This window comes from Ruegeria sp. CE12, assembly GCF_056537525.1.
In genome coordinates this window covers 318,305-338,862 of sequence record NZ_JBQFRS010000001.1, presented here as the reverse complement: position 1 = coordinate 338,862, position 20,558 = coordinate 318,305, and the positions used below count along the sequence as shown (strand labels likewise).

Below are 20,558 nucleotides of genomic sequence, written 5' to 3'. Positions count from 1 at the left end.
TCAGGCCACCCTTTTGCCGTCTTGGCCGAAATACCGGCAGTGGGCCGGGTTCATGTAGAAGCTGTGATCTTCACCAACCTGATACGGATGCACACCTGTGGCGAGCGATACCCACGCATCATCGCCATGTTGGAAATGTGCGCTTGAATCCGAGCCGGACAGTTCGGTCACAATCACGCGGCCGGTAAGCTCCACATCATCATCGGAAGAGCGAAAAGGGGTCACCCGATGGGGTCGTACAGCGACCATGTAATCTCCGTCGGCCATGTCTGTAACAGTCCAGCCACCTCCACCAGCCAATTGCGCCTGAGCACCAGAAACGGTGATGCGCGCGACATTGATCGGCGGATCCGAAAAGACCCGCGCGGCGGCGATGTTCTCAGGGTTGCGATAGATGTCAGCGGTCGGCCCGAATTGGGTCACGCGGCCATCTTCCATCAGGGCCGTGTATCCGCCCAGTAGCAGTGCTTCTTCGGGCTCTGACGTGGCATAAACCACCACAGCGCCACGACCCGCGAATAGATCGGGCAGCTGCTCGCGCAATTCTTCACGCAATTTATAATCAAGGTTGGCCAACGGTTCGTCGAGGAAGACGGCGCGGCTTTCTTTTGCAATGGCACGCGCCAGAGCGGTACGTTGCTGTTGTCCACCCGACAATTCATGTGGGCGGCGGTGCAGCATCGGGCGCAGTTGAAGCAGGTCGGCGGCCTCTTCGACACGGCCTTCGATCTCGGACTTTGCCATACCTGCCACGCGCAGCGGAGAGGCGATATTGTCGAAGACAGTCATATGCGGGTAGTTCACGAAGAACTGGTGCACGAGGCTGATTTTCCGCTTTTGCGTATTCAGCCGTGTGACGTCCTGCCCATCCATCAGGACCTTGCCCGAGGCGATCGGGTCCAGTCCGGCCATCATCTTGATCAGAGAGGTCTTGCCCGAGCCCGTCGCGCCCAGCAGCACGTTGAAGTGGCCTGTTTGAAGGGTCAGGTTTGTGGGCTTGATATGGATGACGTTGCCGACCCTTTTGGTCGCGTCTTGAAGTTCGATCATGTCCGTGGGTTCCGGTCCTTCAGTGCGCTGCACTGGTCTTGAGGTGGGGGTGCCTGACGCGGCACCCCCGGGTTTCATTGGCTTATTGAGACTGCCAGCGCTGAACCAGTTCGTCATAGTTGACGGTCTGGCCCTGCGGCTTTTCATTCTCAAGCTTGGCCTTGGGTGAGCCCGCTTTTTCCAGCCAGAAGGCAGGATCCTGCGGTTCGTTCAGGCGTGGACCACAGCCACCGTAGACACCGGCGCTTTCATCCGCGGCCTGCATACGGGCCATGGTGATGTCCATCTCTTCGGCCAGACGGTCCATCGCCTCTTGCGGGGTGAAGGCACCTGAGTTCACGTCACCGATCTGCTGCCACCAGATCTGGGCCAGCTTCGGGTAGTCCGGCACGTTGATGCCGGTCGGTGACCATGCCACACGGTCAGGCGAGCGGTAGAACTCGACCAGACCACCCAGCTTGGGTGCACGTTCGGTGAACGACTCGTGGTTGACCGAGCTGTCTCGGATGAAGGTCAGACCCACGTGGGACTTTTTCACATCGACAGTTTTGGAGGTCACGAACTGGGCATAGAGCCAAGCCGCCTGAGCACGATCCTCGGGGGTCGACTTCAGGAAGGTCCAGGAACCCACGTCCTGATACCCAACCTTCTGGCCTTCTTCCCAATAGGGGCCATGCGGGCTAGGCGCCATCCGCCAAAGCGGCGTGCCTTCGTCATCCACGGTGTTGTTGCCTTCGGACTTCGGCTTCACCATGTCGGCGGTAAAGGCGGTGTACCAGAAGATCTGCTGGGCCACGTTGCCCTGGCTGAGCGCCGGCAGCGACTGGTAGAAGTCATAAGACGCCGCACCCGGAGGCGCATAGTTGCGCAGCCATTCGTCCCACTTGCGGATCGCATAGACCGCAGCCGGACCGTTTGCAGCACCACCGCGCGAAACGGACGCACCAACGGGGTTACAGGTACCCGCTTCCATGCGGATGCCCCATTCATCGACGGGTACACCATTCGGCTCACCCTTGTCGCCGGCACCAGCCATTGACAGCCAGGCATCGGTCATACGCCAGCCAAGGTCAGGCGCGCGCTTGCCATAGTCCATGTGGCCGTAGATCGCCACGCCATCGACTTCTTTCACGTCATTTGTGAAGAACTCAGCAATGTCCTCGTAGGCTGACCAGTTGACCGGAACACCCAGATCATAGCCGTACTTCTCTTTGAACGCGGCTTTGTTGGCCTCGTCGTCAAACCAGTCTTTACGGAACCAGTAGAGGTTCGCGAATTGCTGATCGGGCAGCTGGTACAGTTTACCGTCCGGACCGGTCGTGAACTGAATGCCCATGAAGTCATTCAGGTCCAGCGTCGGCGAAGTTGTTGCCGCCCAGTCGCCTTCCATCATGTCGGTCAGCGGGTAAGCCAGCTGCAGACGCGAGTGGGTGCCGATGAGGTCGCTGTCGTTGACGTAACCGTCATACAGGTTCCGGCCGGTTTGCATCTGAGTCTGTACGGCCTGAACCACTTCGCCTTCGCCAAGGATCTGGTGGTTGACCTTGATGCCGGTGATTTCCTCGAACGCCTTGGTCAGAACCTCGGATTCGTAAGAGTGGGTCGGAATGCCCTCGGACAGGACGTTGATTTCCATGCCAGCGTAGGGTTGTGCAGCTTCGATGAACCACTGCATTTCCGACATCTGTTCGTCTTTCGACAGGGTCGATGGCTGGAATTCGTCGTCGATCCAACGTTGTGCTGCGGCTTCGTCGGCCCAAGCAGAACCGTGCCCCGCAATGACGGCAGCCGCCGCCACTGCGGAAAGTAGATGTCTCCGCATCTGTTTCCTCCCAAAAAATTATGGTTACCCGGTGGGGACCGGATGGCGGGCAGCATCAGCGATTTGTTGCGCATCTGTCAAACTAAAAATTTAGTAAATGAATTTTGGAGCGCCTTTGCCTAGCCTGCTCATGGTTTGAAAGCCCCCGAACATGGCAAACCATCTTCGCTTGCTTATAATTGAATTCGTTGTAAGCTGAGCGTGAAATTAAGCAGAATAATCAAGGGTTTTCACTGCGCTAATTTCGCAAAAATTCGTTTGGACTAATGAGGATAAGATATGTCCCAAAGTCTGTTGAAGTACACTCGCGTTTTGGAAATTGTCGGCGATACCATCAAGGTTCGCGTACCTGTCGACGGCTCGGCCGACTCGGAAGTTCGGTTCAATGATCTGGCCGTGATCGAGACCATTGATGGTCGAAAGACTCTGGCTCAGGTCATTTTCATTGATAGGGATGTTGTGACCTTGCAGGTCTTTTCGGGGACCAAGGGGATCTCGACCGAGGCGACGGCATCGTTTCTTGGTCATCCCATGCAGACACCGTATTCCGCAAACATATTGGGGCGTGTTTTTGATGGCGCCGGCGTTGCGATCGATGGCGGACCTAATCTTTCTGCGGAGCCTCGGATCGATATCGGTGGACCGACAGTAAACCCCGCCGAACGGGCCGTGCCCAACAAGATGATCCGAACCGATGTGCCGATGATCGACGTGTTCAACACATTGGTCGAGAGTCAGAAGATTCCGATTTTTTCGGTCTCAGGCGAGCCGTTCAACGCGTTTTTGAGCCGAATCGGTATTCAGGCGGATGCGGATATCGTTGTGTTTGGCGGGCTGGGTTTGATCTTTGACGACTACCACACGTTCCGGACCTCGTTTGAGGATGCAGGTGTGTTTTCCAGAACCGTGATGTTCGTGAATCAGGCAATGGACCCCTTGGTTGAACGTCTGTTGGTACCCGATATGGCGCTGGCGGTCGCCGAGAAATTCGCGGTGGAAGAGGGTAAGCGTGTTCTGGTTCTGATGACCGATATGACCGCTTATGCCGACGCGATGAAAGAAGTCGGGATCAGTCAGGAACGTGTGCCTTCCCAGCGTGGCTACATGGGTGACCTTTATTCCCAACTTGCGCGTCGCTACGAGAAGGCTTGCGATTATGCCAAGGGTGGATCGGTAACTGTGCTGACGGTTACAACGATGCCCGGAAACGATGTGACCCATCCTGTACCTGACAACACGGGCTATATAACCGAGGGCCAGTTTTATTTGCACTCTGGCGTGATTGATCCCTTTGGCAGCCTTTCGCGCCTAAAGCAGAATGTGATTGGCAAGACCACACGTGAAGATCACGGGCAGATCATGAACACGATGATCCGGTTCTACTCAGAGAGTCGTGATGCCGCGCAAAAGCAGGCAATGGCGTTTGATCTGTCTGACTATGACCACCAGTTGCTGAAATTCGGCGATCTGTTTCGGACCAGGTTCATGGATATTAACGTTTCCATCCCACTTGAGGAGGCCTTGGATCTGGGCTGGAAAACTCTGGCCGAGTGTTTTGCACCAGAACAGTTGCTGATGAAGCAGTCCCTGATCGACAAGTATTTCCCGAAGGATGCCAATGGCGCGGTTGCAGCTGAATAAATCGTCACTCGCCCGCGAGCAGACGCAGCTAAAAAGCTATGAACGGTTCCTGCCGTCGCTGGATCTGAAACGCCAGCAGTTGATGGCAGAACGTGTAAAGGCACGGGAAAACGTTCGTAAGTTACAGGATGAAGTTCAGGAACTGGCCCGACAGGTCGGGGAAAAGCTGCCTATGTTGGCTCAGCGCGGCATCGATCTGGACGGGTTGGTTGAACTCAAGGATTACCAGGTCAAAGAGGTCAACGTAGTAGGGGTCAAAATGCCTGATCTCGACCGGATCGAGGTCGTAGTGCGCCCATATTCAACGCTGGCCAAACCGCATTGGGTGGATACGACTGCAAGCCTGCTGCACGACATGATCGAGGCCCGGTTGCGGGTCAAAGTGGCTGAGGAACGAGTTAGAATATTCGATAAGGCGGTGGCGACAATAACACAGCGGGTCAATCTGTTTGAAAAGGTTCTGATCCCGCGCGCCAAGGCCAATATCAAGAAAATCCGCATCTATCTGAGCGACGAACAGATGCAGGCTGTGGTTCGGTCCAAGATTTCCAAGCGCAAACATGCGCAGGAGGCTTTGACGTGACGGTTGCCCGGCTCAAAAAGCTGTCATTGGTCGGACCTGCTGCGCACAAGACAGCGACGCTTGAGGCACTGCAGGATCTTGGCTGCATGCATGTGCTGCCCCTTGCACCGCCCCCCAACGAACCCGAGAAGATCAGTGAGCGCGGCGCAAGAGAAGCCTACAAGGCGCTGCGTTTCTTGGCCGAGGTTTCAGATCCGAGGCGTCAGATACAACGTGATCCCGACTTTGAAATGGATGCATTCGTCAAGGACGTACGAGACCTGATGCAGCGAAGCCGCGATATGATGGATCGTCGGGATTTTCTGGCGCATCGTATCGCTCAGGTGCGTCCTTGGGGAGATTTGGATTTTCCGCCAACGGATGTGTTGGCCGGTAACCGGTTGTGGTTCTATCAGTTGCCGCAGAAACACCGTGACGCACTGTCCGGTGTCGAACTTCCCTGGGCTGTTCTGCATGAGGATCACAGGTTTCTTTACGCTGTCCTGATCTCACCGGATGAGCCCGATGACGACATCCTGCCCATACCGCGTACGCATGTTGGATCGTTGCCTATCCACGAACTGGAAGCGCAACTGGAAGAGGCAGAGATAGCTCTGGAAGCTCTGGAGGCTGAGCGAGTTGCTCAGACCCGATACCTGACATTGATGCGGCGCAATCTTTCGGTGGCAGAGAGTGCTGCTGAGCTGGCCCATGCCACTCAAAAGGTTCGCGATGAAGAGGCAATGTTCGCGTTGCAGGGCTGGGTTCCCGAAGATCGCGTTGACGCCGTTCTGGATATGGCAAGTGCCAACAAATCGGCAGTTCTGATCGAAGAGCCGACTTCGGACGACACTCCGCCAACACTGCTGGAGCAACCAGACAAACGCGCAGCTGCCGTCGATCTGGCACTGTTTTATCAGGTGCCGGGCTATCAGGATTGGGATCCGAGCGTGATCGTATCAGCCTCGTTTGCCATCTTTTTTGCGATGATTATCGCTGATGCTGGCTATGGGGTCGTTATCCTGCTTGGCCTGCTGTTCTTCTGGAAGCGGATGGGCTCAACGGTATCTCTGAGATCCTGGCGTCGCTATGGGCTGATTATTTCAGGTGCAACCATTCTGTATGGGGTGATGGTCGGCAGCTACTTTGGGGCGTCCCCGGATGCGGGTTCGATCTGGGCCAAGCTAAAGGTTCTGGATATCAATAACTTCAGTGCGATGATGATGGTTTCGATCGTCGTTGGAGTTTTGCATCTGATCCTGGCCAATGCGCTGGCGGCGCGTGCGGCATGGGGGCAACGCAAGGCGGTTGCAAATCTGGGTTGGATTGCTGCTTTGATTGGCGGTTTCGTCCTCTGGCTTAGCTATATGAAAGGCCAATCCCCAAATCCTGGTGCAGCGATCCTGTGCGTGGGTGTGATTGCCATCGTTTTGTTCTCAAGCGAACGCAAGATCAAAAAGCCAACGGATTGGGTGTGGCGTCTGATCGAAGGCTTGCAAAGCCTGGCAGGTGCTATGGGTGCATTTGGCGATGTACTGAGCTACATGCGCCTCTTTGCGCTGGGCCTTGCGTCGGCTTCTTTGGCGATCACGTTCAACGATCTGGCCGTATCGGTGATGCATTCACTCAAAGGGCCGGGTATCTTGTTCGGGTTGCTGATCCTGATCATCGGCCACGTTCTCAACTTCGCCCTCGCGATCATGAGTGGCGTCGTTCACGGGCTACGTCTCAATTACATCGAATTCTTTAAATGGGGTCTGCCGGATGAGGGTACTATCTTTCGTCCGTTTGCCCGCAAGGAGGTTCAGGAATGAATGAGCTTGTTGTCACATTGGGTTGGCTGGGCATCTACGCGCCGATGGCGCTGGGCGCTGCGGCAAGTGCCATTGGTTGTGCCATCGCGGGACAAGCCAGTATTGGCGCGATGACCGAAACCGATGGGGGATATGGCCGGTTTGTTGGCGTCTCGGCCTTTCCGTCGACGATGGTGATCTATGGCATTGTCATCATGTTCACGCTGAACCGGGACGTAACGCCCGAAAACGCGGGCGGTTTGTTTGGGATTGGGATCCTGTCGGGGATCGCACTGATGTATTGCGGCATCTGGCAGGGGCGCGCCTGTGCGGCTGCGATCAATGCGACCAAAGAGAAACCCGAGATCTTTGGTCTCGCACTTGCTCCGGCAGCGATCATCGAAGGGTTCGGAGTGTTTGCGTTTGTCTTCGCTCTGGTGATCAGCGCGGGGATCAGCTGATGGCACAGGATGGCACAATCTCTCATGGTGTCGACGCCCTGATTGACAAGTTGCGCAACGATGGAGTCGCGGCTGGTCAGGCTGAGGCGGAAAAACTGCGGTCGGACGCCAAGGCTGAGGCGGCCCGCATCGTGGCGGACGCCAAGCGCGAAGCCGAAGATTACATGAAAAAGGCACGATCAGATTCTGACAATTATCGCGCGGCAGGCGAAGAAGCTCTGAACACCGCCATGCGAGATGCAGTTCTGACCATGAAAGCTGGATTGACCGATCGTTTCAAAGAAGATGTCGAACGGCTGGTCACCAAGGACATGGCTGATCCGGAATTGCTGAAGCAGATGATCCTCGAAGTCGTTGGGCGAGCGTCTGAGGGCGCAAATCTGGATGGCAAGGTTCAGGTCATTCTGCCAGCCAAGGTCGCGACACAGGAAGATATCAAGCAAAACGCAGACGATATTCAGTCGGGCAAATTGACCAAGTACGTGTTGGGTCTGACCGCCAAAATGTTAAGGGAAAACGTAGAACTGCACACTTCTGATGATACGCAGGAGGGAATACGCGTTCGGGCCGAAGATCAGGGTGTTGTGCTCGATCTGACGGACAAAGCAGTAGCCTCGTTGTTGATGGAGCATCTGCAGCCGAGGTTCCGTGCAGTGCTGGAAGGCGTGATCCGCTGAGATGTCAAACCCCGACGCCTATATCTCGCTGATCTGCAGCCTGCCCGGTTCCGAGCGTTTGTTCATTGCTAAACAGCCGCCGTTGTCACGTCTTAGGCTGGATCGTCGCCTGAAGGCTTTGAAGCCTGAAGATGCGCGTGTGTTACAGGTGCTGGAAAACGCGCTGAGCTGGAGCGCCTATGACATGGACGTTACGGATGCGCAGGCCATAGGGCGTTGCAAGCAGGCGCTCAAAGAGGTCCCGCAGTCGACACTGCGTAAGCTGTTCATGGAACGGATCGAAATGCGTACCGTGATCGCTGCGATGCGCCTGCGTAAACGGGGTGAGGGGGCACCTTCCTGCGCATTCGGAATGGGCCGCTGGAGTCGGCATATTCCTGCAAACTGGAGCGATCCGGGGTTTCGATTGGAAACACCCATGCCTTGGGTGAAAGAGGCACATCAGTTGTTGGAAAGCGATGATCCACTTGGTCTGGAAAGGCTGCTTCTGTCGGTCAGTCAAAAACAGCTCAAACGGCACGCCGCCCGCCATTTCTTCGATTTCGAAGCGGTCGCGATCTACGTGTTGATCTGGAATATATTTGATCGCTGGTCCCAAAGTAATGCCGAAGACGCGGCGAAGAGATTTGAGGCCCTGGCACAACAGGCGATGGCCAATGTCACCGATATTGATTTTGAGGGAGTAAGCGCATGACAGCCCCAACCTCATCGACCCAGACCGCAACCGCGCGCGTTGTCTCTGTGCAGGAAGGCCTTGTGCAGATTCAAGCCAACAAGGATGCTTCGGGCCAGCCAGGACAGTTGGTCAAGAACGAGGTCGTGTTCATCCTTCCAACACGTGCAGGTCCCGGTGGCCGTCAGGAACGTCTCAAGGCCGAAGTGTTGCGGGTGCGCGGCGATACTGCGGATGTGCAGGTTTATGAGAGTACGGATGGTGTAGCGGTCGGCGATCCGGTCGAGCAGTCTGGTCAATTGCTTTCGGTTGAGCTGGGGCCGGGCTTGCTGGGGCAGGTGTTCGATGGGTTGCAGTCTCCTTTACCCAAAGTTGCCGCCGAATTCGGAACCTTCTTGCCGCGTGGTGCAGATGTTGCCCCGCTGGATGATCAGGTGAAATGGTCGTTTACGCCATCCGTGAAGGTTGGTGATACGGTTAATGCCGGAGACAGTATCGGGACAGTTCCCGAGGGTCGTTTCAACCACAAGATCATGCTGCCGTTCAATTGGGCAGGTGAGTACAAAGTGGTTTGGGTACAGAAGGGCGCGGCCACGATCCACGACATCGTCGCCCGCTTAGAGGACGAGCAGGGCGGGGAACACACGCTAACCCTTTCGCAGAAGTGGCCGGTTCGGCGGGCGCTGCCAGAGAACATCCTGAAACGTACCTTGTCAGAGAGGCTGTACCCAACCGAGCCCGTCCTGACGTCGCAGCGGCTGATTGATACGTTCTTCCCTATTGCACGCGGCGGGACGGCCTGTATCCCCGGGCCTTTTGGGGCGGGGAAGACCGTTCTTCAGAACCTGATCGCACGAAATGCCAAAGTGGATATCGTGATCGTAGTGGCCTGTGGTGAACGTGCAGGCGAAGTGGTCGAAACCATATCCGAGTTTCCCAAGATGACCGACCCGACATCTGGTGGCAGCCTGATGGATCGGACAATCATTATCTGTAACACGTCGTCCATGCCTGTGGCGGCACGTGAAGCTTCGATCTTCACCGGGATTACACTTGGCGAGTATTACCGCCAGATGGGTTATGACGTGCTTTTGATTGCCGATAGCACCAGCCGGTGGGCACAGGCGATGCGGGAAACTTCTGGCAAGCTTGAGGAGATCCCGGGTGAGGAGGGGTTTCCGGCCTATCTTGAGAGCTCGATCAAAGGACTGTACGAGCGGGCCGGAGCGTTGAAGACAAATGATGGGGATCTGGGCAGTCTGACCCTGATCGGCACAGTTTCACCTGCAGGTGGTAACTTTGATGAACCTGTCACCCAGTCGACGTTGTCCACAGTCAAGTGTTTCCTCGGATTGTCATCCGAGCGCGCCTACAAACGTTTCTACCCGGCAGTGGACCCGATGCTCAGCTGGTCGCGCTATCTGGATCAGCTTTCTGACTGGTATGACAAAAATGCCGAACCGGGCTGGACCGGAAAGGTGCGGGACTTGCTGTCACTCATCGAAAAGGGTGAGCAGGTCGACCAAATGATGCAGGTCACGGGCGAAGAGGGTGTCACGATTGAGGATTTCGTGACGCAACAAAAAGCGCTGTTTTTGGATATGGTTTACCTGCAGCAAGACGCCTTTGATAAAGTGGATGCCACTGTCCCGCTTGAGAGACAGAAACAGACTTTCAAGCTTGTCTATGACGTTACTCAGTCAAAGGCTGAGTTTGCGGACAAGGCCGAGGTGCGTCAAGTCTTTACTCAGCTGACAGGTTTGATGAAGAACTTCCACTATGCCGCTGAAAACACGCCGGAGTTCAAGTCTATCTGGACCCAGATCGAAGAACTCTGCCGCGAAAAATTCGGCATCTGAAGCAAAAATTCACCAAATATGTGGTAACAGCGCGATGATCAGGCAGCGATATGCCTGAATCACGGGATATGGGTTGTTGTTGACCATATTATGTGCCCTTATGTGGGGATATTTGGGAATTTGGAGCCGCCTGTGAAAAATCGCGCACCTCATACACACCGAGAATTGGAGTTGCTGGATGTCCTGCGGCGACTTGGCGGCACAGCCCGAAATTCAGAGCTGGCAAAGACCCTTGATGTGTCCGAAGAGACGGTCCGGCGAACCATCAAATCCCTGTCCAAAACGGGTGCTGTCGAGCGCGTCCATGGTGGTGCGTATCTGGCGGGAACACAGGGGGATCCCAGTTTCTTCAGCAGGATATCGCAACATTCTGATGAAAAACGGCAAATTGCGGTTCATGTTGCGAAGCTGGTGCAAAGCGGAATGACCATCTTTCTGGATGTCGGTTCGACAACGGCTTTTGTGGCTGAGGAGTTGAGGCAGATCGGAAATCTGACAATCGTCAGCAATTCCATCGGTATTGGTCAGACGCTGGCGGGAACCAACGGAAATCGTGTGCATCTGTTGGGTGGTGAATTACAGAGCGATGAGCGTGGAACCTTTGGATACGTTGCCCATAGACAAGCACAGCGATATGCCTTTGACATGGTGTTGCTGAGTATCGATGCCGTATCGGCAGAAAAAGGTTTCATGTATCGCAGCGCTGCAGAAGCTGAACTGTCTGCAATGATTGCGGAAAATGCCGATCAGGTCGTAGTCGCAACGGCGCATTTCAAGTTTGGTGAAACAGCCCCTTATGTCGGCCCGGACCCCCGGGATGTTGACCTGCTCGTATCCGACAAACTTCCCAAAGGCGCGCTGGCCAGCGCGTTAGAAGGCTGGGGTGTGAAAGCTCAAAAAGCAAGTGGAGCATAATGATGCTCGTTCGTAATGATCATGCGGCACATGCGGTGCGTGTGTCGGAAATAGCATCAGAAACCGCGCGCGAGTATTTCCGCGGGCGCCTTGGTATCGAGTTCAAGGCGGACGAAAGCCCGGTGACACAGGCCGACAAGGCAGTCGAAGCCAAGGTGCGCGAATACCTGCAGGAGCACTTCCCTGATCACGGGATCGTTGGCGAAGAACACGGTGTTCAGGGTGGCGACCGGCGCGAGATGTGGATAATCGATCCGATCGACGGGACTCGTTCTTTTCTGTCGGGCCATCCTTTGTTCGGTTTCTTGCTCGGACATCTGGTTGATGGGATTGCCGATCTGGGTGTCGTCGCGATGCCTGCACTGAATGAAGTGTTTCTTGGCGTGCAGGGGCAAGGCGCAACACTGAACGGCGAGAGTATCTCGGTCTCGGAAAAGACCCAGCTTGAACAAGCGATTTTGTATGTAAATGAAGGCGACAAGCTTCATCGTGATCATCCGATCGTGTTTGATCGACTGATGCAATCGGGGCAAACGCGCCGCTTTGCCTATGATTGCTATCCGCACGCCTTGCTGGCAGCCGGGCATGTGGATGCTGTGATCGATTACGATCTTCAACCCTATGACTTCCTGCCGGTTTCGGCCCTGGTTCAAGCTGCAGGTGGTATAATGACGGATTGGGACGGTAAGCCCTTGAAACTGAGTTCAGACGGCAAGGTCATTTCGGCAGCAACGCCGGAACTGCATACTCAGATGTTGCAGCTCGTCCACGGATAAGAAGATGGCAATAGTAAGTTTTTTGATTCAACTGGCCGGTGCCACCATGCTGCTGCTTTTTGCGGTACGGATGGTGCGTACGGGGATCGAGCGCAGCTATGGCGCGTCCTTCCAACGCGTCATGACAGGGCAGCAGAATTTTGTGCAGGCTTCGGGCGTGGGCATTGCAATGGCCGTTGTCCTTCAAAGCTCAGCCGCTGTCGCGTTGCTGACGTCTGGCTTTGCTGCGAGCGGACTCCTGAGCTTTCCTGTTGGTCTGGCGATTGTATTGGGTGGCGACCTCGGCTCGGCGTTGGTTATTCAGATATTGTCATTCCGAATGGACTGGCTGGTTCCACTTCTGTTGGCTGTGGGTGGGTATCTGTTCGTCAAAACTGAAGCCAAGAAAGCCCGTCAATTGGGGCGCATTCTGATGGGGATCGCCTTCATCCTGATATCGTTGCGCTTTCTGCGCGAGGCGATGGATCCCATTCGCGACAGCGCGTTTCTGCCTGCCGTTGCTGACTATCTGGCCCGCGACTACATAACTGCCTTTTTGGTCGGCGGGGCGCTGGCTTTTGTCATGCACTCTTCGGTGGCCGCGATCTTGATGTGTGTCACTCTTGTCCAGATCGGAGCAATTCCGTTCGAGGCAGGTTTGTCGCTTGTCCTTGGCGCTAACTTTGGGTCGGCTTTCATTCCGGTTTGGCTGAGCCGTGGTATGGAAATGCCAGCCAGAAGAATACCCTACACAAACCTCGTTCTGCGCGGCACGTGGGCGATCGTCGTACTATTTGCCTGCAACTTTGCCTTACGGTCGGGGCTGGTGGATATGCCCGGTGGGGGGCAGATGCTGGTCAGCGCGCATCTTGCGTTCAACGCATCGCTGCTTTTGCTCGCCTTGCCGATCTGTGGACGATTGCAGCCCCTGGCAGAGCGTCTATTGCCAGAGCAGCAGACCAGTGTTGATCTGGCTCAGCAGGCACGCCCAGCAAGCGCGTTGGACCCTCGCAACATCGGAAGCCCCAGTCAGGCCGTTTCCAGCCTCAAGCGTGAGCTGCTGCGCATGTGCGATCTGGTTGAGGGCATGTTCCGGCCAGCGCTCGAGTTGTACCGGTCGGGTGACAAGGATCAGATACGTGCTGTGCGCGCGATGGACGGCGATGTGAACGAATGCCTGTCGGGAATTCGGGCATTTGTGGCCACGATCCCGACCGATAGCTTTGGCAAGAAAAATGCCAAACTTGCACGTGATATGATGGAATATGCCATCCGCCTTGAAACAGCCGGTGACGTTGTGGCGAAGCGGCTTACCCAGTTGGCAGATGAAATGCGCAAGAAGGGGGCCACGTTCTCAAAAGAAGGCTGGTCCGAACTGGTGCAGATGCATGAGAGCATTCTGGCCAATGTGAAGCTGGCTTCGAACGTTCTGATTTCCGATGACCTCGAAAGCGCTCGCCTTCTGAGCTTGGAAAAGAGCGAGATCAAGCGAGCTGAAAGAGACAGCCGCAAGCGGCACCTGCGGCGATTACAGCACGGTACGACCGAGAGCTTTGAGACCAGCGATATCCATCTGGAAACCTTGCGGGCGTTTCGCGAGTTCAACAGCCATATCTCGGCCGTTGCGTACCCGATCCTTTATCGCCACGGTCAGTTGCTGGAGACCCGCCTGATCGAGGAGTTGCCTCAGATGGCTGACGAGGATCTGAACGGTGCCGATAGCTAAGGCGAGGAACAGTTTATCCGGCGTGCAATATCGCCGGAGAAATCCGTACTCTGCGAGATTGTTTGGGAAAATGGCAGCCCGTAGGGGAATCGAACCCCTCTTTCCAGGTTGAAAACCTGGCGTCCTAACCGATAGACGAACGGGCCATTTGGTATCCATCACAAGCACAAGTGGTAGCCCGTAGGGGAATCGAACCCCTCTTTCCAGGTTGAAAACCTGGCGTCCTAACCGATAGACGAACGGGCCACGCTGGCTTGTGGAGGGCCTTTTACGGTTTACCTCGAACCCCCGCAAGCCGAAAAATGCAGGGATGTGAAACTTTTTTACCAGATAGAATTTATGTCTGGAATTGCTCTCAATTCACCTCGGCGGCGTCTTCAAGCCGGAGCTGGACATTCTGGCGTCCACCCCATGAATTTATCTCGAGCCGACCTGCAAAATGGAACCGGGCTCCGCCGTGATTTGACAGGCGTTCTCCCATCGGGCCGTCGAAAGCGCCAAAGGCGATTGCGTCTATTCCGCCGCTCATCCCATCGGATAGCGAGAGTTTCAGGTGAGATTCGCCCACACGTTTGGCAAAACGTACCTGCAGGTCAGGCAGCGCGTATCGTGGGGCAGGGGCACCTGCTCCAAACGGGCCAGCCTGTTCGATCTGCTCAATTAGATCGACGGTTGCAGCACCAGGCATCAGGGCGCCATCCAGTTTCAGATCGACAGGGCCGCCTTGACCAGCACCTTGTTTGGCCAGCAGTTCGCTCAGACGCTCCATGGCTGGTTCCAGCTTGTCACGCATAACTGTCAGGCCCGCTGCCATCTTGTGGCCACCGCCCTTGACCAAGAGCCCTTCGGCCGCCAGCCGTTGGATCGACGCGCCCAAATCCACGCCAGAGACAGACCGGCCGGATCCCTTGCCCTCATCCCCATCGAAACCAATGACGATTGCGGGTCGGTTGGCTGCCTCTTTCAAACGCGAGGCGACAATTCCGACAACGCCGGGATGCCAGCCTTCACCAGCCGCCCAGACCAAAGGTGCATCCAGCCCGCGTTCTTCGGCCTGTTCCAATGCGGCCGCGCGCACGGCGTTTTCAATGTCCCGGCGTTCGGTGTTCAGTTCATCCAACCGCTGCGACAAGGCTTCGGCCTCAGTCATCGAGTCTGTACTGAGCAGCCGCGCGCCCAGATCCGCCTGACCGATCCGTCCACCCGCGTTTACACGCGGTCCGAGAAGAAAGCCGAGGTGATAGCTGTTGGGGGCGGAATCCATACGTGACACGTCCGACAGGGCCACCAAACCGGGGCGTTGACGGCGCGCCATGATCTTGAGGCCCTGCTGCACCAACGCCCGGTTTGCGCCTATCAGTGGCGCAACATCTGCGACTGTTGCCAGAGCCACCAAATCCAACAGCGAGATCAGGTCTGGGCCTTTGATACCGGCTTCTCGCATTTGGCGCCCGGCCTCGACCAGCATCAGAAACACGACGCCTGCTGCACAGAAATAGCCCAGATCACCGCTTTCATCCTGTCGATTGGGATTCACCACCGCGACGCAATCCGGCAGCGTTTCTCCACCAAGGTGGTGATCCAAGACGATGACATCCGCGCCTTTGGCAGCAGCAATGGGTTCATGGCTCAGCGTTCCGCAATCGACACAGATGATGAGGTCGTGAGACGCCGCCAGCTCCTGCATCGCAGGTACATTGGGGCCGTACCCTTCATCGATACGATCCGGAACATAGAGAGTGGCCTGCAGGCCCATCTGGCGCAGCCAGACAATCAACAGTGCAGCGGAACTGCCGCCATCCACATCATAGTCTGCGAAGACCGCAATCCGTTGCCTGCCGCGGACAGCTTGGATAAACCGTTCGGCTGCTTTTTCCATATCCTTGAGGGTGCGCGGATCAGGCAGCAGTTCCTTGAGTTTGGGTTCCAGAAACCCACGCGCTTCCATCGGCGGTACACCGCGTCGGGCCAATACCTGACTTACGGCACGAGGAAGGTCGGCTTGCTGAACAAGCATCTCCGCCGCCCGCTCAACGTCTGCGGAAGGGCCGACCCAGCGTCGTCCCGTTAGTGACTGCTCAACTCCAAGAAAGCTCAATGTCTGCTCCCGATAAAACAAGGCCGGACCCAATCGGACCCGGCCTTATGATCTAATACAGATACTCACGCGACAGGCGAGAGTTCAAGCCATCAGCCTCAGTCGTGAGACCACATCGGAGTGCGGTAGGACATGCGGCGCACGGAACCCGTTTTCGAACGCATCAGCAAGGTAGTTGTCTCGACCCAACCCGGCTCGCGCTTGATGCGCGGTAGCAGCGAACCACCAGTTACGCCGGTTGCGGCAAAGATCACGTCCGCCGTCACCATTTCATCCCGCGAATACACGCGATCCAGATCGGTGATCCCGGCCTTGGCTGCGCGTCCGCGTTCATCATCGTTGCGGAATAGCAGGCGACCAAAGATCTGCCCGCCCATGCATTTCAGTGCGGCAGCGGCCAGAACTCCCTCGGGCGCTCCGCCCTGACCCATGTACATGTCGATGCCGGTCACTTCACTTTCAGCACAGTGCATGACGCCCGCGACGTCACCATCGGTGATCAGGCGGATCGATGCTCCGGTCTCGCGCACCTCGGCGATCATTGCCTCGTGGCGCGGACGTTCCAGAATGCAAACGGTGATGTCCGCAGGCTCGCACCCCTTCGCCTTGGCCAGCGCCTCGACACGTTCACGCGGGCTCATGTCCAGATTTACGACGTTTTCGGTAAAGCCCGGACCAATCGCCAATTTGTCCATATAGACGTCAGGGGCATGCAGCATCGAGCCGCGCGGACCCATCGCAATCACAGTCAGCGCATTTGGCATATCCTTGGCTGTAAGCGTGGTGCCTTCCAGCGGATCCAGCGCGATATCAACGCCGGGTCCGTTGCCGGTTCCAACCTCTTCGCCAATATACAGCATCGGTGCTTCGTCCCGCTCACCTTCACCAATGACGACGACGCCAGAGATATCCAACAGGTTCAGCTGTTCGCGCATCGCGTTTACGGCGGCCTGATCGGCAGCCTTTTCATCACCCCGGCCAACCAGCGAGGCTGAGGCCAGCGCCGCCTGTTCGGCAACCCGCGCGAGGCCCAGAGACAGCATGCGGTCGTTAAAGTCGGTTTTGGCAGCGTTCATGCGATGTAATCCTTTGGTCAGCGAAGACATTATGTCCGGCATAGCCCGCCCATGGTGCAGGCTGCAAGAGTTCAGACCTGTTCAATGCGCAGTGCGACAGGTTCGCCCGAGACAACGTCCGTAGTTCTGAGATCATCAAGCGCCAGATCCAGCGTGGCGCGGGTGGTCTTGTGTGTAACGATGAGAACTGGTGCGGTGGCTTCGGAATGTGCGTATTGGCGCATACGGTCGATTGAAACGCCTGCGTTGCCCAGAATTGCCGCCACCTTGGCGAGTGCACCGGGTTTGTCCAACAGTGCAAGGCGCAGATAGTAAGGCGCGGGCAGGCCGGTCCGTGCTGGCAACGCCTCTGTCAGAGTATTCGCCGGGCGGCCGAAGGTCGAGATTTGCAGACCGCGCGCCAGATCACAGACATCACCCATGACAGCGCTAGCGGTCGGGCCTTCGCCGGCACCGGGGCCGCGCAGAACGACCTGTTCAACAGCGTCACCTTCGATCACGACCATATTCGTTCCGCCTTCGAGCTGACCCAGAGGTGAATCGCTTGGTACAAGGCAAGGCTGCATCCGTTGTTCCAGGCCGCGGGCAGAGCGTTGCGCAACACCCAGCAGCTTGATGCGATAGCCCATATCGGCGGCCTGATGGATGTCATCGAGGCTGATATGCTGGATGCCTTCGATCTCAATGCCGTCGAAGTTCGGCTTTGTCCCGAAGGCAATTGAGGACAACAGAGCCAGCTTATGCGCCGCGTCAATACCACCTACATCAAGGTTGGGATCGGCTTCGAGGTAACCCAGTTCGGCACATTCCTCGAACAGTGCGTTGTAGCCCAGCTCCTGCGATTGCATGCGGGTCAGGATATAGTTGCATGTGCCGTTCATCACACCCATGACGCGCGTGATTTCGTTACCAGCCAGACCTTCGGTTAGGGACTTGATGATCGGGATGCCGCCTGCGACGGCTGCCTCGAACCTGATCACTCGTCCAGCATCTTCGGCGGTTTCAGCCAGTTCCTGACCATGGATCGCCAGCAGCGCCTTGTTTGCGGTCACGACATCCTTGCCGCTGGCAAGTGCGGCCTCGACCGAGGCTTTGGCTGGCCCGTTTTCACCGCCCATGAGCTCTACGAAAACGTCGATGTCATCCCGTTTGGCCAACGCCACAGGATCGGTTTCCCAAGCATATTCAGACAGGCTTACGCCGCGATCCTTGTTTGGGTCGCGCGCCGAAACAGCAACGATTTCGATGGGGCGGCCCGTACGCGCCTGCAGCAGATCGCCATGACGGCGTACAATCTTGACGACACCAATGCCCACGGTTCCCAAACCCGCAATTCCAAGCCGCAGCGCCTTTGTCATTCCGTGGGTCCTTTCCGCTCGATCTGCCGTATTAGACGAAACGTCCTTTGCAGGCTGCCTTAGCGGGTTCGGGGCAGGGGTGCAATGCGTCATGCACCAGCAAAGCCGGTGAATTTTCTGTGTCAGAATCGGTGTGTCAGTTGATTTCGGCGGCCTGCAGAGCTGCGGCTTTCTTGGCCAGCTCTTCACTGCGGGAGGTCAGTTCCTCTTCGACCTCAGATGCCTCGCTGACGGGATCAACAGGGGTGCCAAGTGTTTCCTCAAGCGGAACGAGCTTAGGATAGGCCGCATTGCGGATGGATGGGGCCTCTTTCCCTTCCAGCTCGGGAATATCCGTACATCCGGCGAATGCCAGTAACAGGGTCAGCAGAGATATGTGTTTCATGACCAGCCTTTCGGGGATGCGTCTGGGTTCTGTGATGCATCTTTTATGAAGCTGGTTCAAGCGGGCTTCTATCTGAACATTTGTTCATATACGGTGGCCTTATGGCACGTACTCAAGGCTCTCATTCTGACATAACAGGCCCGCGTATCCGGCAGGCAGCGTTGAGGCTTTTTGCCCGGCACGGCTATGCTGCGGTTTCTATGCGTCAGATCGCTGGTGAAGTCGGTGTACAGGCGGGGGCGTTGTACAACTACACGCCAGACAAGCAGAGCCTGCTCTTCCGCCTGATGCAGCAGCATATGCAGGACCTGCTTGCGGCTTACAACGATCTGGAGACACAACCAGATGCCCTTGGCGCTTTGCGTCAGTTTGTGGGCTTTCATATCCGGTTCCATCTTGAACGGCCTGACGAGGTTTTCATCGCTTATATGGAGCTGCGGAACCTCTCGCCTGAGAACTTTACCGAGATCGAAGCGCTGCGCCGCAGCTACGAAGACTCGTTAGAGAATGTTCTGCGAGAGGGTCAGCAAGAAGGCCTGTTCTCGATCGCAGATACCAAGATCGCCACTCTGGCGGTGATCGCCATGCTGAACGGCGTCATGACATGGTATCGGTCGGGTGGGCGATTATCGTTGGATGAAGTTGAGCTGATCTATTGGGATATGGTGCGTAAAGCAGTCACATCGTGAAAATGCCCGACCAAAAACGGCCGGGCATTTGGGTTTCAGTGCGCAGGCTGAATGAAAGTTCCATTTCGCAATTCACGAAAAGCCTGCTCCAGTTCTGATCGCGTGTTCATGACAATTGGACCATGCCATGCCACCGGTTCATTGATCGGAGCACCAGATATCAGCAGAAATCGAACACCTTCAGATCCGGCCTGAACCGTGACTTCATCCCCTGTTCCAAATCGGACCAGAGTACGGTCGCCGGACATATCGCGAATGTTGACTTCTTGTCCCGAGACTTCTTTTTCGAGAAGGATACCAGTTGGTTGTGATGCATCGGCAAACGCGGCCTGCCCTTCAAAAACATAGGCAAACGCCCGGCGGTAAGTGTCTATGCGGAAAGTCTTTTTCACTCCTGCTGGAATTGAGATGTCCAGATATTGTGGATCAGCTGCAATCCCATCAACTGGCCCGGTTCGCCCCCAGAATTCCCCAACGATGATCCGAACTATAGTACCGTCATCATCGGTAACCTCAGGGATTTCTTTGCTTTGAACATCTTGGTACCGCGGAGCAGTCATCTTCTGTGCAGAGGGAAGATTGCCCCAAAGCTGAAACCCGTGCATCTGGCCATTTGTGTTTCCGCTAGGCATCTCCTGATGCAGGATTCCTGATCCGGCAGTCATCCACTGGACATCACCTGCGCCCAGAGAACCGCTGTTGCCCAGCGAGTCGCTATGTTCGACCGTGCCTGACAGCACGTAAGTTATCGTCTCGATCCCGCGATGCGGATGCCAGGGGAATCCTGCCTGATAGTCCTCTGACCGCTCGTTTCTGAAATCGTCGAACAGAAGAAAAGGATCCAGCTCGGAAGGGTCCTGAAATCCAAAGGCTCGGTGTAGTTTGACGCCTGCACCCTCCATGGTTGGAACGGCTTTGCGTGTTTCTAATGTTGGTCTGAGGGACATAGCGACCTCCTGCTTGTACGAGCACTATGTATATCGTGCAATCGTGCGATCAATTTGCACCCGGGCACTAC

18 protein-coding genes and 2 tRNA genes are annotated in these 20,558 nt (G+C 56.2%); 11 read left to right on the top strand and 9 right to left on the bottom strand.

Translation table 11 applies throughout. From position 1 onward, the window contains the following. Positions 1-1,050, bottom strand: a complete 1,050-nt coding sequence (locus ACR0IO_RS01630; RefSeq protein WP_480738926.1) for an ABC transporter ATP-binding protein — start codon at positions 1,048-1,050, stop codon at positions 1-3. Positions 1,051-1,132: 82 nt separating this feature from the next. Then, a complete protein-coding gene (locus ACR0IO_RS01625) occupies positions 1,133-2,872 on the bottom strand; it encodes an ABC transporter substrate-binding protein (protein WP_480738924.1) in 1,740 nt (579 codons plus the stop codon). A gap of 279 nt (positions 2,873-3,151) precedes the next feature. Between ACR0IO_RS01625 and ACR0IO_RS01620 the strand changes: the two genes are divergently transcribed. The 10 genes from ACR0IO_RS01620 to ACR0IO_RS01575 all read left to right on the top strand — a co-directional run bounded on the left by ACR0IO_RS01620 (position 3,152) and on the right by ACR0IO_RS01575 (position 13,934). Beyond that, positions 3,152-4,513, top strand: coding sequence for a V-type ATP synthase subunit B (locus ACR0IO_RS01620; RefSeq protein ID WP_480738922.1), 1,362 nt, complete (start codon positions 3,152-3,154; stop codon positions 4,511-4,513). Next, positions 4,491-5,096 carry a V-type ATP synthase subunit D gene (locus tag ACR0IO_RS01615; protein WP_170332756.1) on the top strand — a complete coding sequence of 202 codons (606 nt, stop codon included), beginning with the start codon at positions 4,491-4,493 and terminating at the stop codon, positions 5,094-5,096. The genes ACR0IO_RS01620 and ACR0IO_RS01615 overlap by 23 nt, the downstream gene beginning before the upstream one ends. After that, positions 5,093-6,889 (top strand): V-type ATP synthase subunit I, encoded by a 1,797-nt coding sequence (locus ACR0IO_RS01610; protein ID WP_480738919.1) that lies wholly within the window; start codon positions 5,093-5,095, stop codon positions 6,887-6,889. The genes ACR0IO_RS01615 and ACR0IO_RS01610 overlap by 4 nt, the downstream gene beginning before the upstream one ends. Next, entirely contained in the window at positions 6,886-7,329 is a 444-nt protein-coding gene (locus ACR0IO_RS01605) for an ATP synthase subunit C (protein WP_155139174.1), read from the top strand. Before ACR0IO_RS01610 ends, ACR0IO_RS01605 begins: the two co-directional genes overlap by 4 nt. After that, complete coding sequence (locus tag ACR0IO_RS01600) at positions 7,329-8,006, top strand: hypothetical protein (protein ID WP_480738914.1); 678 nt, start codon at positions 7,329-7,331, stop codon at positions 8,004-8,006. Before ACR0IO_RS01605 ends, ACR0IO_RS01600 begins: the two co-directional genes overlap by 1 nt. A 1-nt stretch (position 8,007) precedes the next feature. Next, positions 8,008-8,700, top strand: coding sequence for a hypothetical protein (locus ACR0IO_RS01595; RefSeq protein WP_480738912.1), 693 nt, complete (start codon positions 8,008-8,010; stop codon positions 8,698-8,700). Further along, on the top strand, positions 8,697-10,538 hold the full coding sequence (locus ACR0IO_RS01590) for a V-type ATP synthase subunit A (protein WP_480738909.1): 1,842 nt from the start codon (positions 8,697-8,699) through the stop codon (positions 10,536-10,538). The genes ACR0IO_RS01595 and ACR0IO_RS01590 overlap by 4 nt, the downstream gene beginning before the upstream one ends. Before the next feature lie 132 nt (positions 10,539-10,670). Next, complete coding sequence (locus tag ACR0IO_RS01585) at positions 10,671-11,453, top strand: DeoR/GlpR family DNA-binding transcription regulator (protein ID WP_367646950.1); 783 nt, start codon at positions 10,671-10,673, stop codon at positions 11,451-11,453. Positions 11,454-11,455: 2 nt separating this feature from the next. After that, positions 11,456-12,229 carry an inositol monophosphatase family protein gene (locus ACR0IO_RS01580; RefSeq protein WP_480738907.1) on the top strand — a complete coding sequence of 258 codons (774 nt, stop codon included), beginning with the start codon at positions 11,456-11,458 and terminating at the stop codon, positions 12,227-12,229. A 4-nt stretch (positions 12,230-12,233) separates the two neighbouring features. Continuing rightward, positions 12,234-13,934, top strand: coding sequence for a Na/Pi cotransporter family protein (locus ACR0IO_RS01575; protein ID WP_480738904.1), 1,701 nt, complete (start codon positions 12,234-12,236; stop codon positions 13,932-13,934). A gap of 71 nt (positions 13,935-14,005) precedes the next feature. On the opposite strand, the gene ACR0IO_RS01570 is transcribed toward ACR0IO_RS01575, so the two are convergent. From ACR0IO_RS01570 to ACR0IO_RS01545, 6 genes are all read right to left on the bottom strand, one after another. Continuing rightward, a tRNA-Glu gene (locus ACR0IO_RS01570) sits at positions 14,006-14,080 on the bottom strand. 25 nt (positions 14,081-14,105) lie between these two features. Continuing rightward, positions 14,106-14,180, bottom strand: a tRNA-Glu gene (locus ACR0IO_RS01565). Positions 14,181-14,289: 109 nt separating this feature from the next. Then, the gene (recJ, locus tag ACR0IO_RS01560; RefSeq protein WP_480738902.1) at positions 14,290-16,032 is read right to left on the bottom strand and encodes a single-stranded-DNA-specific exonuclease RecJ; all 1,743 of its coding nucleotides are present in this window, start codon (positions 16,030-16,032) and stop codon (positions 14,290-14,292) included. Between the two features lie 98 nt (positions 16,033-16,130). Beyond that, on the bottom strand, positions 16,131-17,108 hold the full coding sequence (glpX, locus tag ACR0IO_RS01555) for a class II fructose-bisphosphatase (protein WP_480738900.1): 978 nt from the start codon (positions 17,106-17,108) through the stop codon (positions 16,131-16,133). 71 nt (positions 17,109-17,179) lie between these two features. Then, positions 17,180-18,466, bottom strand: coding sequence for a homoserine dehydrogenase (locus ACR0IO_RS01550; RefSeq protein ID WP_480738898.1), 1,287 nt, complete (start codon positions 18,464-18,466; stop codon positions 17,180-17,182). Positions 18,467-18,602: 136 nt separating this feature from the next. Beyond that, on the bottom strand, positions 18,603-18,851 hold the full coding sequence (locus tag ACR0IO_RS01545; protein WP_170332775.1) for a hypothetical protein: 249 nt from the start codon (positions 18,849-18,851) through the stop codon (positions 18,603-18,605). Between the two features lie 101 nt (positions 18,852-18,952). Here ACR0IO_RS01545 and ACR0IO_RS01540 point away from each other — a divergent pair, with 101 nt between their 5' ends. Then, positions 18,953-19,540, top strand: coding sequence for a TetR/AcrR family transcriptional regulator (locus ACR0IO_RS01540; protein ID WP_155135492.1), 588 nt, complete (start codon positions 18,953-18,955; stop codon positions 19,538-19,540). A 35-nt stretch (positions 19,541-19,575) separates the two neighbouring features. Here the strand turns inward: ACR0IO_RS01540 and ACR0IO_RS01535 are convergent, their stop codons facing one another. Beyond that, complete coding sequence (locus ACR0IO_RS01535; RefSeq protein ID WP_480738894.1) at positions 19,576-20,487, bottom strand: pirin family protein; 912 nt, start codon at positions 20,485-20,487, stop codon at positions 19,576-19,578. Positions 20,488-20,558 lie beyond the last annotated feature (71 nt).